The sequence below is a fragment of the Parasphingorhabdus sp. genome (assembly GCF_039977335.1).
In the GTDB taxonomy this organism is placed as follows: domain Bacteria; phylum Pseudomonadota; class Alphaproteobacteria; order Sphingomonadales; family Sphingomonadaceae; genus Parasphingorhabdus.
In genome coordinates this window covers 242,523-254,979 of record NZ_JBDWDI010000001.1, presented here as the reverse complement: position 1 = coordinate 254,979, position 12,457 = coordinate 242,523, and the positions used below count along the sequence as shown (strand labels likewise).

At 54.3% G+C, this 12,457-nt stretch carries 12 protein-coding genes and 1 tRNA gene; 4 read left to right on the top strand and 9 right to left on the bottom strand.

What is annotated here, in order from left to right:
- Positions 1 to 533 precede the first annotated feature (533 nt).
- Positions 534 to 608 (bottom strand) — tRNA-Gly (locus ABJM21_RS01210).
- 244 nt (positions 609 to 852) lie between these two features.
- On the opposite strand from ABJM21_RS01210, the gene ABJM21_RS01205 reads away from it, so the two are divergent.
- The 3 genes from ABJM21_RS01205 to ABJM21_RS01195 are packed head-to-tail and all read left to right on the top strand — an operon-like array spanning position 853 to position 2,583.
- Complete coding sequence (locus ABJM21_RS01205; RefSeq protein ID WP_348371170.1) at positions 853 to 1,764, top strand: tetratricopeptide repeat protein; 912 nt, start codon at positions 853 to 855, stop codon at positions 1,762 to 1,764.
- 2 nt (positions 1,765 to 1,766) lie between these two features.
- Positions 1,767 to 2,387 carry an LON peptidase substrate-binding domain-containing protein gene (locus tag ABJM21_RS01200; RefSeq protein WP_348302397.1) on the top strand — a complete coding sequence of 207 codons (621 nt, stop codon included), beginning with the start codon at positions 1,767 to 1,769 and terminating at the stop codon, positions 2,385 to 2,387.
- 10 nt (positions 2,388 to 2,397) lie between these two features.
- Positions 2,398 to 2,583 carry a Trm112 family protein gene (locus ABJM21_RS01195; RefSeq protein WP_348302398.1) on the top strand — a complete coding sequence of 62 codons (186 nt, stop codon included), beginning with the start codon at positions 2,398 to 2,400 and terminating at the stop codon, positions 2,581 to 2,583.
- On the opposite strand, the gene ABJM21_RS01190 is transcribed toward ABJM21_RS01195, so the two are convergent.
- From ABJM21_RS01190 to mutS, 7 genes are all read right to left on the bottom strand, one after another.
- Positions 2,578 to 3,198, bottom strand: a complete 621-nt coding sequence (locus ABJM21_RS01190) for a MarC family protein (protein ID WP_348302399.1) — start codon at positions 3,196 to 3,198, stop codon at positions 2,578 to 2,580. The two genes, ABJM21_RS01195 and ABJM21_RS01190, sit on opposite strands and share 6 nt — an antisense overlap.
- Positions 3,195 to 3,914 (bottom strand): hypothetical protein, encoded by a 720-nt coding sequence (locus tag ABJM21_RS01185; RefSeq protein ID WP_348302400.1) that lies wholly within the window; start codon positions 3,912 to 3,914, stop codon positions 3,195 to 3,197. Before ABJM21_RS01185 ends, ABJM21_RS01190 begins: the two co-directional genes overlap by 4 nt.
- 3 nt (positions 3,915 to 3,917) lie before the next feature.
- A complete protein-coding gene (gene folD / locus ABJM21_RS01180) occupies positions 3,918 to 4,820 on the bottom strand; it encodes a bifunctional methylenetetrahydrofolate dehydrogenase/methenyltetrahydrofolate cyclohydrolase FolD (RefSeq protein WP_348302401.1) in 903 nt (300 codons plus the stop codon).
- Positions 4,817 to 5,119, bottom strand: a complete 303-nt coding sequence (locus tag ABJM21_RS01175) for a YggT family protein (RefSeq protein ID WP_229954399.1) — start codon at positions 5,117 to 5,119, stop codon at positions 4,817 to 4,819. Before ABJM21_RS01175 ends, folD begins: the two co-directional genes overlap by 4 nt.
- Positions 5,120 to 5,227: 108 nt before the next feature.
- On the bottom strand, positions 5,228 to 6,157 hold the full coding sequence (argB, locus tag ABJM21_RS01170; RefSeq protein WP_348302402.1) for an acetylglutamate kinase: 930 nt from the start codon (positions 6,155 to 6,157) through the stop codon (positions 5,228 to 5,230).
- Between the two features lie 42 nt (positions 6,158 to 6,199).
- Entirely contained in the window at positions 6,200 to 6,754 is a 555-nt protein-coding gene (locus tag ABJM21_RS01165; protein WP_348302469.1) for a peroxiredoxin, read from the bottom strand.
- Between the two features lie 24 nt (positions 6,755 to 6,778).
- The gene (gene mutS, locus ABJM21_RS01160) at positions 6,779 to 9,427 is read right to left on the bottom strand and encodes a DNA mismatch repair protein MutS (RefSeq protein ID WP_348302403.1); all 2,649 of its coding nucleotides are present in this window, start codon (positions 9,425 to 9,427) and stop codon (positions 6,779 to 6,781) included.
- A 182-nt stretch (positions 9,428 to 9,609) separates the two neighbouring features.
- Between mutS and ABJM21_RS01155 the strand changes: the two genes are divergently transcribed.
- Complete coding sequence (locus ABJM21_RS01155; protein WP_348302404.1) at positions 9,610 to 11,880, top strand: NADP-dependent malic enzyme; 2,271 nt, start codon at positions 9,610 to 9,612, stop codon at positions 11,878 to 11,880.
- 35 nt (positions 11,881 to 11,915) lie between these two features.
- Here the strand turns inward: ABJM21_RS01155 and bamE are convergent, their stop codons facing one another.
- Positions 11,916 to 12,398, bottom strand: coding sequence for an outer membrane protein assembly factor BamE (bamE, locus tag ABJM21_RS01150; RefSeq protein WP_348302405.1), 483 nt, complete (start codon positions 12,396 to 12,398; stop codon positions 11,916 to 11,918).
- Positions 12,399 to 12,457: the final 59 nt, after the last annotated feature.

Here is a 12,457-nt window from a genome sequence, read left to right as displayed (position 1 = left end):
GACAGAAAAACCAATCTGCTTAATAATTGTTTCAATAAACGATCAATAAAATCTCTTGGTACCTCAAATATCACAGAGCCCCCTATCGATCTACAAAGCTGTCATCAATAATTTGTCGTGTCAATAGCTGTAAAATTGAATAAAACGACAATGGCCGAAACTATCAAGCAGAACCGATTTTCTTATTGGTAATAGATGTTAAATATTCCCAGTTTTTTGCAATATACAGGATCAGACAAGGCGCCTAAAATATGTCCATTTCGGATATAAAATACGGGTTGCGATCTCGAAAATCGGCCTTTGACTATCATTTTTCCGATCGGCATCGGCGAATCATCAACAGTTTTTGGAAGCATCTGAACTGATGCGCTGGATGCCGAACGTTTAGTCTTCGGCTATCCTGCAATGCCATCGTCAGAAAATTCGATTCTCCGTATTTATAACGGTGTCATTAAAGCACAGGATACAAGCAATGCTTGCGCAGACTGCATCTGCGACAAACTAGCCTCAATCGCTATTTATCGATGAAAAACTGGAGCGGGCGAAGAGATTCGAACTCTCGACCCCAACCTTGGCAAGGTTGTGCTCTACCCCTGAGCTACGCCCGCTCGGCGCTGCTGTGACCTTGGGTAATACGTCGTCGTCATCAGCAGTTGAGGCGCGCGGTTAGCATGGGTTATGGGGTCCGGCAAGCCCCATTTTTCAATCCATGGCCGGGAAAAGTAAAAATATGCTTGGCTTTGCCGGGTCCATCCCCACATAAAGCCCGGATATACAAGAAAACACTGAGCGATTCCCGCCAAAAACGGCTAAGGTGAATGGCATCAGGCGAATAGAGTACAGGAGCAACAATTGGCGACAGCAGGACTGACAGTGGACGAACAAAAGGCAGTTGAAGAGTTTCAGCAGGCCGTGGTCGCCCCTAGTATGAACAAACTGGTGATTCTTGATTTTTGGGCAGAATGGTGCGGGCCCTGCAAGGCGCTAACCCCTGTGCTTGAGAAGGTGGCGGCCAGTTATGCTGACAAGGGCGTGATGCTCGCCAAAGTGAATGTTGATGAGAATAAATTCATCGCATCACAGTTTCAGGTGCAATCGATTCCGACTGTCTATGCCATATTTCAGGGCAAGCCGGTGGCCGATCTGACGTCTGCACGGACCGAAAGTCAGCTAGGTCAGATTCTCGACCAGTTGCTGGAAAAGCTTCCTGTTGGCGCAGGTGGTGAAGAACCCAAGCAGGATATCGAACCCCTGCTTGCCATGGGTGAAGATGTGCTGGGTCAAGGTGATGGTGAACGAGCCGCAGGCATATTTGCTCAGATCGCCGATATGGCACCCGACAATGCGGAAGCCGTTGGCGGCTTGATCCGCGCACTGGTCCTTGCCGATCACTTACCTGAAGCCGAAGCCGCATTGGCTGGTGTGCCAGAAGCCATGGCTAGTGACCCGGCGATTGAGCGGGCCAGTTCGGCGCTTGCTTTGGCGAAGGACAAACCGGATGATAGCGAAGCAGAGGCCTTGCGTGCTGCTGTTGCCGCCAATCCCAAAGATCATCAGGCACGCTTTGATCTCGCCAGCGCGATGATTGCTTCGGGTGATCATGATGGCGCGGCGGAACATCTGCTATCGATTATCGAAGCGGATAAGGAATGGAATGACGGCGCGGCACGGGCAAAACTGCTCTCGCTATTTGAAGTCGTTGGCCTTGAAGACGAGTGGGTATCGGCTACCCGGCGCAAACTGTCTGCGATATTGTTCGGATAGATATGACCGAAACCAAACGCATCTCGATCTTTCCCTTGGCTGGCGCGCTGCTCTTCCCGGGTATGCATTTGCCGCTGCATATTTTCGAGGAGCGTTACCGTGCGCTGATCAATGACGCGATGGCGCGGGACCGACAGATCGGAATGATTCAACCCAAGACAGATGGCGAAGTGCCCGAATTGTTCGATATTGGCTGTGTCGGCAAGATTATCGATATAGAAGCAATGGATGACGGCCGGTTTAATATCGTGCTGGAGGGTGTGTCGCGATTCCGGATAGTTGAAGAGCTGGATGCGTCCACCGCCTTTCGTCAGGTACAGGCAGAAATTGAAGAAAATGCAGAACTGGACGAAGTTCTCGCCAGTGCGGAGCGTGCGGCTTTGGAGATTGAGTCACGTAAGTTTGCTGATTTGCAAGGCTATCAGGTGGACTGGGACAGCATTGGACGGCTTGATGATATGTCCTTCGTCAACGGTATTGCGCAGATTGCTCCCTTTGACGCGGCATCCAAACAGGCCTTGCTTGAAGTTGATGGACTGTCCAATCGCGCGGAACTGATCATTCAGCTGCTGGAATTTTTCGGACGGCAAGATGGCGATGAAGGCCGCGTGACGCTTCAGTGAGTGACGGGCAATGAATGATCGGCCCGTCGGCATGTTCGATACCGAGTTACTGGACATATTAGTCTGCCCAATGACGCGAACGCCATTGGTCTATGACGAAGCAGCGCAGGAGCTAATCAGCGAGGCGGCTGGTGTGGCTTATCCGATCAAACAAGGTGTCCCCGTCATGCTGATCGAGGAAGCGCGTAAGTTATAAGAAGCTGGCTTTTATGCCATCGACCACAAATTGGATCGCCAATGCCGCCAATATCACGCCGAGTACACGGGTGATAACCGTTTCGACTTTCTGACCCAATATTTTCATCAGCGGGCCAGCAGCGAGCATCGACACCAGCATGACCAGCAAGATCACACCCATGGCGGCAAGCACAATCAACTGCTCGTTCCAGCCGTCACTGCGACCAATGAAAAGCATCAGCGCCGCAATCGAACCAGGCCCGGCGATCATCGGCATCGCCATTGGGAAAATCGATACATCCTCGATTTCCGGGGTATCTATGATTTCCTGAGCCCGGCCTTCCCGGCGTTCGGTACGTTTCTCAAATACCATCTCAATCGCGATGATGAACAGCATGATGCCGCCCGCTATCCGGAAACTGTCAAGACTGACTCCCATGGCGCGCAGCAAGGCTTCTCCAAAAAAGCCGAATATCAACAAGATGATTGTCGCAACAAATATTGAGCGGAACGCCATGGCCCGGCGCTGTGCAGCGCTGGCCTCTGTTGTCATGCTGGCATAGATAGCGGCACAACCGGGCGGATCAATCGCCACGAAAAACGTGATCAGGGCAGAAACAAACAGCTCAGTCATTGGGTAGGCGCAGCAACATCATCAAAGACAATATCTTCCCATTCGACGCCATTCCAAAGGCGAACAACCAGTGATCGGGATTGATCAGCGGAACTTTCCGCGCTCCAATACATTGTACGATCGGTCGAAAACCCGTCCTTGTTTTTCTCTCCACTCGGAGCAACGGGTATCACCGGCAAGGCGTCCTTGGAGCAGGTAGCGACCCGCGTGGTTACAAAATCCGGCTCGGCCAAGGGCTTGTCCAATGGCACGCCATGATCAAATACCCATTTCCATTCCACGTCTCTGCCACGCAGGCGGCGGTTTTCGGCATCCTGCTTTTCCCAGATAGTCGTGAAATAACCAGTACCGCCGCTTGCGCCTTGCCATGCGCCAGTCGCGACCCCCATGCTGCCATCGCAGGACATGAAAATCTTATGAGCTTGCCATTCGGTGGCCCGCGCCGGATCGGCTTTGCCTTTCAGCCAAACTTGCGCACTCACAATTTCGGGCGTGAACATGATTGCATCGGGCGCTGCTGTTTCGCGGAAGGCTGTCCATTGCCCTTCTTCGCGCGCCAACCGAGCGAAGGCCAATTCCGCTTTCACAATATCGCTGGGGTTCGCGACCGGCTTACCGGCGGCCTTGACAAACCGTTGGCGATCACTCGGGCGACCATTGCTCGCACAGCTTGCCAATAATAATGCTATTCCAAATGCCGCGAACAAGCGTTTCATAGACTATAATCCTTCAGGCTTAGCAAGGCCTGCGCGCATGGATGCGGCGACCAATGTATTGCGCAATAGCACAGCAATGGTCGTTGCACCGACCCCACCTGGTACAGGCGTGATCGCTCGAACATGCGGCAAGGCTTCCTCAAAGGCAACATCGCCGACCAGACGTCCCTTAGCCTCGCCCGGCTCGATATCAAGCCGGTTGATGCCGCCATCAAGCACAACGGCACCAGGCTTTAACCAATCACCCTTAATGAGCATTGGAACCCCTACAGCCGCGATCACGATATCAGCCCGTCGCAACAGGCCGGGCAAATCGCGCGTCCGACTATGCGCCATGGTGACGGTGCAATTTTCCTGAAGAAGAAGCTGCGCCATCGGTTTGCCGAAAAGGATCGAACGGCCCACAACTACGGCATCAAGCCCGGTCAGGTCGCCCAGCTCATCGCGAAGCATCAAGAGACAACCAAGCGGTGTGCAGGAAACCAATGCCTCAGTACCGAGCGCTAGCCTGCCGGCATTGACTGGGGTAATGCCGTCGACATCTTTATCAGGGTCAATCGCCTCAATGACCGCTTTTTCATCAAAATGAGGGGGCAAGGGCAATTGCACCAATATGCCATCAACGGCCTCATCCGCGTTCAGTTTTTCAACCAGCGCGATCAGATCTTCCTGCTTTGTATCCGCTGGCAGGCGATGTTCAAAGCTTTTCATGCCGGCTGCCATTGTCGCCTTATGCTTGGATGCGACATAGACTTGGCTGGCTGGATCATCACCGACCAACACGACGGCTAGACCCGGCGCGCGGCCGGTTTGTTCCTGAAATTTCGGGACCTCGGCCTTGATGCGTTCCCTTAGACCAGCGGCAAAGGCTTTGCCGTCGATTATCGCCGCGACATCCTTAGTCATAAAACAGGTATGAGCGCCGCGCCGAGTGGTGGCAATATGGCATCTTGCAGAATGATGATACCGATAATCACCACCATAGGCGTCAGATCAATTGAACCAAAGTCCGGCATGATCCGCCGTATTGGGCGGTAAATCGGCGCCGTCAAGGCATCCAGTGTCGTCCAGATCGCCCGCGCAATGTCATTTTGCAGATTGATGACGTTAAATGCAAGCAACCAGCTCATGATCGCCTGAACGATGATGACGGTAATCGCGACATTCAACAAAATGCTGATAATCTGAAACAGAGCAAAAAACATGGACCGAAACCTTTTTATATAGTGATGGCCATTAAACGATTGTGGCGCGCAATGCCAAGCAATCTATGCCAAAATTTAGTGTATCAATAATATAATACAGTTCGGCAATTAATCAACCGTTTCAAAATCATCGCGGATCAGCGTGCCGGCACCCTTACTGGTGAAGATTTCCAGCAACATCGCATGGGGTACACGGCCATCCAGCACAACCGCCGCATCAACGCCTTTCAGGACCGCACTGACACAGGTTTCCAGCTTGGGAATCATCCCGCCCGAAATGGTGCCGTCTTCCTGGAGCCGTTTGATTTCGGTTGGATTGAGATCAGTGAGCAACTCGCCTTGCTTGTCCAATACGCCCGCGACATCGGTCAGCAAGAACAAGCGTGACGCCCGCAGCGCAGCGGCCACTGCCCCCGCCATCGTGTCTGCGTTGATATTATAGGTATGGCCATCGGAGCCAACACCGATTGGCGCAATGACGGGGATCATGCCGGCGGTAGAAATTGTATCAACCACACTGCGATCGACCCGTTTCGGTTCGCCGACAAAGCCCAGATCAATGATCCGTTCGATATTGCTGTCGGGATCGCGCGCTGTACGGCGTAGTTTAGAGGCTTTGACAAAACCGCCATCCTTGCCGGAAATACCGATCGCGCTGCCACCAGCCCGCTCAATCCAGCTCACCAGTTCCTTGTTGATCGCACCAGACAGGACCATTTCCGCAATCTCGGCGGTCTCTTTGGTCGTAACCCTTAGGCCATCGACAAATTCGCTTTCAACCCCAACCCGCTCCAGCATCGCACCAATTTGCGGACCGCCACCGTGAACCACCACGGGGTTAATCCCGACGGCTTTCAGCAACACCACATCCTCGGCAAAATTGCGGGCCAGCGCTGGATCGCCCATCGCATGGCCGCCATATTTTATGACAAATGTCTTGCCCGCATAACGCTGCAAATAGGGCAAGGCTTCGGTAAGCGTTTCGGCTTTGGCCAGCATCGCCGGATCAGGCGCGTGATTATTTTGTTGATCGGTCATGCTGTCTTTCAATCCAGCTTCACGGCAAATGCAACATGTTTATCAATTTTCGGGTGGAGCGGCGGTTTTTGCACGCTCCAGCTGCTTTACCTTTTCCAGTGTCATTTTCACATGCCCTCTTGGGTCTTGCGCACTGTGCACCAGAGCAATTTTGCTATCTTGGTCAATAACATAGCTAGTCCGATTGGTCAGTGCGAGCGTTGGCTCCATTCGCACTTGATAGCCATCCATCACCGCATCATCCGCGCGGGCCACGGCAAATTTATCGCGGCATTCCTCGACCGAGAATTTGGTAAGCTCTTCCATGCTATCGCCGGACATGCCGATGACGGTGGCTCCAGCAGCCTCGAAATCGGCTGTTGCTTCAGCAAACATATTGGCTTCGATAGTACAGCCTTCAGTAAAGGCCTTGGGGAAGAAATAAAGCACCACCGGGCCGTTTTTCAGCTTGTCCGACAAGCTGACCTTGAACGGTTTACCCGCCAACGCACCCGTGGTTTCAAAATCAGGGGCCGCCGCGCCCACTTCCAGCGGTTCGGCATTGGCACTGCGAGAGCTATAAACATAGGCACCGCCAGCCAGCAGCAGCGCAGTCATGACAATGATAATCCAGCGGTTCATCTATTCTTCCTGTTCCAGCACAGACTTGAGCGCATAAAGCCTATCGAGCGCGTCACGCGGGCTCAACGCATCAATATCCAAATCCTTCAATGCTTCTCTTAGCATATCGGTTTTCTCATCCTCTTCGGCAAGACTTGCAGCAAATAAAGGCAGATCGCCAAGTCCGGCCGCGAGACCGCCAGTTTCGGCCTTTCCCGCTTCGAGCTTATCGAGCACCGATTTAGCACGCTTCAGCACGGGTTTGGGGATTCCGGCCAGCTTGGCCACCGCCAGACCATAGCTGCGATCAGCGGGACCTTTGGCGAGCTCGTGGAGCAATACCAAATCGCCTTTCCATTCGCGCGCGCGGACATGGTGCAGCGACATTGCATCTAGCCGATCCGCCAACCGGGTGAGTTCATGATAATGGGTGGCGAATAGACAGCGGCACTGATTGGTTTCATGCACAGCCTCGACGACCGCCCATGCCAGAGCAAGGCCATCATAAGTAGATGTGCCCCTGCCCACTTCATCGAGAATGACAAAACTTTTATCAGTCGCCTGGCTTAGGATCGTCGCGGTTTCGACCATCTCGACCATGAAGGTAGAACGGCCTTGTGCGAGATTGTCTGACGCGCCCACCCGGCTGAACAGCCGGTCCACAAGGCTAAGTTTGGCCGAAGCAGCAGGCACAAAGCCGCCAGCTTGCGCCAAGATCACAATTAGTGCGTTTTGCCGCAAGAAGGTCGATTTACCGCCCATATTCGGCCCAGAAACCAGCCAGAGTCGCTCATCATTCGACAAAGCGCAATCATTGGCGACAAACGGATCGCCGGACGCGCTCAGCGCCGCCTCGACCACAGGATGGCGGCCTCCTTTGATATCAAGCACATTGCCGTCGGAAAATTCCGGCCGGCACCACTGCCCTTCTACCGCGCGTTCCGCGAGCGCCGACGCCACATCAATCCGCGCCAGAGCATCGGCGCTAATCGCTATCGCATCCTTGCGCTCCAATATCTTGTCGACCAGCTCTTCAAAATGCGCCGCCTCAGCCGCCAGCGCATGAGCCCCGGCCTGGGTGACCCGGACAGCCTCTTCATGCAGTTCGGTGGAGTTGAATCGCACCACGCCCGCCAATGTCTGACGATGAGCAAAACCGGAATCTTCCACCATCAAACTATCGCCATGGCGCGCTGGCACTTCAACAAAATAACCCAGAACAGCATTATGTTTGATCTTGAGCGTGTTGATCCCGGTCGCCTCGCGATAGCGCGCTTCCAAGGTCGCAATCGCTTTGCGGCCATCAGAGCCAGCACTGCGCAGTTCATCTAGCGCTGGATCATAGCCCGCAGCGATATAACCGCCGCTACTCATCTCGGTCGGCGGCGTTTCTACTAATGCCCGTTCCAGTAAATCGACCATAGCAGCATGACCATCCAATGCCGGAAGCAGGGCGTTCATCATATCAGGCAGCGCCATGTCGAGCGCCAATCGCTCCCGCAAAAGCCGGGCACCGCTGAGGCCATCGCGTATCTGGCCAACATCACGCGGACTACCGCGCCCTGCTGAAATCCTGCCCAAGGCACGGCTGATATCCGGCATGGCTTTCAGAGCATCGCGAACAGCGTCACGAATAGCCGGCGCATCATGGAACCATTGGACCACGCCCAGACGCAGGTTGATCTTTGCTTCATCAAATAACGGTGCTGCAAGATCGCGGCCCAACAAGCGTGCGCCGCCGGGTGTCACTGTGCGATCAATATTGCCAAGCAGACTACCCGTGCGTTCACCGGCCATCGTCCGTTCAATTTCAAGACTGGCCCGCGTCGCTCCGTCGATCAGCAGATATTCGCCCGCATGGCGCTGCACCGGCGGTTTTAGAAACGGCGTGTCCCCTTGAGCCGCGTGCTCAATATAAGCGATCAGCCCGCCAGCCGCAGCCAGCTCGCTGCGGGAAAAATCACCAAAGCCATCAAGCGTCGAAACCCCGAAAAGCGCCTTGAGCTTGCGCCCGGCCTTCTGGCTGTCGAAATCCTCTTTCGGCCATTCAGTGGCTTCGTCCAGCCGCTCGGCCAGAGACGGGCTGCAAATAATCTCCGACGGCGCGATCCGCGACAATTCGGCGGTCAGCGCATCATCAGAAATTTGCAGCAATTCAAAATCTCCGGTCGAGATATCGCTCGCCGCAATGCCAATCTGGCCCTGCACCTCGGCAACAGCGACCAACATATTGTCCGATCGCGCATCGAGCAGCGTATCTTCGGTCAAGGTCCCGGCGGTGACATAGCGGATGATATCCCGCGACACCAATGCCTTATATCCGCCGCGCGCCTTCGCTTCGGCAGGTGTTTCGGTTTGCTCTGCAATCGCGACTTTGAACCCAGCACGGATCAGTTTCGCAAGATAGCTTTCCGCTGCATGTGCCGGAACCCCGCACATAGGGATTTGCTCTCCGGCATTTTTCCCGCGCGAAGTCAGAGCGATATCAAGCGCAGCCGATGCCAGCTTGGCATCCTCAAAGAACAGCTCGAAAAAATCGCCCATTCGATAAAAAAGCAAACAATCCTGCGCCTTTTCTTTCAGCGCAAAATATTGCTCCATCATCGGCGTCAGCTTTGGCTGGGCATCCGCTTTCTTTTTCGTTTTTTTGGACTGAACTTTGGTGGCCATGCTGGCAGCGATAGCCGACTATCGCGGCACATAAAAGAGCCGCAATTCCATATTTGGAATCTATTATTCCAAATCAGCATTGTAGCAGGCCTTGCCCAATGCCTATCATTCAGAGTAGGCACGTTTTGGGACGCGCAGCACGTTGGCAGGGGATGCCAAAATCTGAATCACGGAGAGATAATTTGGCCGACAAAAACGAGAGCAACGTAGAATTTTCTGAGCGCGAAGCATTATTATTCCACTCCCACGGACGCCCCGGCAAAATCGAGATTGTGGCATCCAAGCCCATGGCCACCCAGCGCGATTTGAGCCTGGCCTATTCTCCCGGCGTCGCGGTTCCGGTCCGTGCGATCGCGGACGACCCATCGACAGCTTATGATTACACCGCCAAGGGCAATCTGGTTGCGGTGATCTCGAACGGCACGGCGATCTTGGGCCTTGGCAATCTTGGCGCGCTCGCCTCCAAACCGGTGATGGAGGGCAAGGCTGTCCTATTCAAACGCTTTGCCGATGTGGATTCTATCGATCTGGAACTGGATACCGAAGATACAGACGCATTCATCAACGCGGTCGAACTGATGGAACCTAGCTTCGGCGGCATCAACCTTGAAGATATTGGCGCACCAGCCTGCTTCATCATTGAGCAAACCTTGCGCGACCGAATGAATATTCCGGTATTCCATGATGACCAGCATGGCACCGCGATCATCGCCGCCGCCGGCATCATCAACGCCTGCCTGCTCACCAATCGTGAAGTCAAAGATATCAAGGTCGTGGTCAACGGAGCCGGTGCGGCTGCCATTGCCTGTGCAGCGCTGATCAAGGCGATGGGCGTACCTCATGACAATCTCACCATGTGTGACCGCAGCGGCGTCATCTATCGCGGCCGCGACAATGTCGACCAATGGAAATCAGCGCATGCAATTGATACGGACGCGCGCGATCTCACCGAAGCGCTGAAAGGCGCTGATGTGTTCCTGGGTCTGTCTGCTGCTGGCGCTTTGAAGCCGGAAATGGTCAAAGATATGGCTGACAAGCCGATTATCTTTGCGATGGCCAATCCAGATCCGGAAATCACCCCGCCGGATGCGAAAGCCGCCCGCCCTGACGCGATTGTGGCAACCGGACGCTCCGATTATCCCAATCAGGTCAATAATGTCCTCGGTTTCCCGTTTATTTTCCGTGGCGCACTCGATGTCCGCGCCACCCGCATTAATGACGAGATGAAAGTCGCGGCAGCCAATGCCATTGCTGAACTGGCCCGCGAACAAGTGCCCGAAGAAGTCGCAGCGGCCTATGGCGGGCAAGCGCCAACTTTCGGCGTCGACTATATTATTCCTGCCCCATTTGATCCGCGCTTGATGGATGTTGTGTCTGCCGCTGTTGCCAAGGCAGCGATGGACAGCGGCGTAGCGCAAAAACCGATCGAGGATCTGGATGCCTATCGCCAGAGTTTGAAAGCGCGGCTCAACCCGACAACATCGGTATTGACGCAAGCGTATGAAACGTCCCGTTTGGCACCCAAACGCGTCATTTTTGCGGAAGCCGAAGAAGATGTTGTCCTCCGTGCGGCGATCCAGTTTCAGGATGGCGGCTATGGAACACCTGTATTGGTTGGCCGCGATGATCGTGTACGCGCCAAGCTCAGCGAATTGGGTGTTAGTGATCCAGACCGGTTTGAAATCCATAACTCGCGCAACAGTCCGCTCGTTCCCGATATGGTCAACATGCTTTACGAACGGCTGCACCGTAAGGGCCATATGAAGCGCGACATTAAACGCATGGTCAATCAGGACCGGAACATCTTTGGATCCGCCCTGCTGGCGATGGATCAGGGTGAGGCCATGATAACCGGCGTCACCCGGCCCTATTCGCAGACGTTCAAGGATGTGGCCAAGGTCATCGATGTAGAGAAAGGTCGGACCGCCTTTGGCATTCACGTCATGGTCGGACAAAGCCATACGGTCTTCATGGCCGACACAACGGTCAATGAACGGCCCTCTGCCGAAGAACTGGCCGACATTGCTGAACAAACCGCAGCCGTAGCCCGGAAAATGGGTCATGAGCCGCGCGTCGCTTTCCTCAGCTATTCGACATTTGGTAACCCGGCTGGCCGTTGGCTTGAAAATATTCGGGAAGCTGTCGCCGTACTGGACAGCCGCCGCGTAAGTTTCGAATATGAAGGCGAAATGGCACCTGATGTTGCGCTAAACCCGAAATTGATGGCGAACTACCCGTTTAACCGGTTGTCCGGTTCTGCCAATGTGCTGGTGATGCCCGGCCTGCAATCGGCCAATCTCTCCGCCAAACTGCTGCGCGAGCTGGGCGGCGATGCGGTGATAGGACCGATGTTAGTGGGTCTCGATAAATCGGTGCAGATAGCCACGATGGCATCTACAGCATCAGAGCTGGTGACTTTAGCGGTATTGGCAGCAAGCGGTATCGCAAAATAGCGACGCCGTTCGCAGCAAATCAGCTTGGGTAGCCGTTAAGGTCGGGTGGGGTCGTTACTGCGACCTTGCGCACCCGGTGCACCGACTGCGCCAATATTACCGAATAGCTCTTGGAAGAAAGAGCGTTCGCGGCCCAATGTCGGGGTGGTGTCGCCTTCGGGGCTGATGCTGGCAACCAGCTCCAAACCGGTCCGATCAACAGCCGTTACATTGCCGGTTTGATCAAAAGTAACACGCATGACCATCTGGTCTCTCGGAGTCGGCGAGTTAAACGCAAGCTGTTTGGTTTCGCGCGAAACATAATACCATGTGTTTTCGTCAAACTGCCCGGTGAAAGTCGGACGGCCCAAAGACGCTTCGACAGACTGCCGGTTATCAATACCGGCTTGGATCGAATTGGTGAGCACCGGATCGACAATATAGCCCTGATGGCCGCGAACCTGCGAACAACCGGATAGGGCCAGTCCGCCCGCGACCAGCGCTGTCAGCATCACATGCATTTTCAATTGGCTACGCATTAACTCTATTCTCCAAAACGACTACCTCTTGGCTTTCAGCGCAAAACAAGGCAGTTTCG

What these genes read in the sequence shown, in the direction of transcription:
- bamE (WP_348302405.1), bottom strand. Translation starts at nt 12,398, where the DNA reads ATGCGTAGCCAATTGAAAATGCATGTGATGCTGACAGCGCTGGTCGCG.
- argB (WP_348302402.1), bottom strand. Translation starts at nt 6,157, where the DNA reads ATGACCGATCAACAAAATAATCACGCGCCTGATCCGGCGATGCTGGCC.
- folD (WP_348302401.1), bottom strand. Translation starts at nt 4,820, where the DNA reads ATGACTAAGGATGTCGCGGCGATAATCGACGGCAAAGCCTTTGCCGCT.
- mutS (WP_348302403.1), bottom strand. Translation starts at nt 9,427, where the DNA reads ATGGCCACCAAAGTTCAGTCCAAAAAAACGAAAAAGAAAGCGGATGCC.
- ABJM21_RS01175 (WP_229954399.1), bottom strand. Translation starts at nt 5,119, where the DNA reads ATGTTTTTTGCTCTGTTTCAGATTATCAGCATTTTGTTGAATGTCGCG.
- ABJM21_RS01185 (WP_348302400.1), bottom strand. Translation starts at nt 3,914, where the DNA reads ATGAAACGCTTGTTCGCGGCATTTGGAATAGCATTATTATTGGCAAGC.
- ABJM21_RS01200 (WP_348302397.1), top strand. Translation starts at nt 1,767, where the DNA reads ATGACCGAAACCAAACGCATCTCGATCTTTCCCTTGGCTGGCGCGCTG.
- ABJM21_RS01190 (WP_348302399.1), bottom strand. Translation starts at nt 3,198, where the DNA reads ATGACTGAGCTGTTTGTTTCTGCCCTGATCACGTTTTTCGTGGCGATT.
- ABJM21_RS01195 (WP_348302398.1), top strand. Translation starts at nt 2,398, where the DNA reads ATGAATGATCGGCCCGTCGGCATGTTCGATACCGAGTTACTGGACATA.
- ABJM21_RS01165 (WP_348302469.1), bottom strand. Translation starts at nt 6,754, where the DNA reads ATGACTGCGCTGCTGCTGGCTGGCGGTGCCTATGTTTATAGCTCTCGC.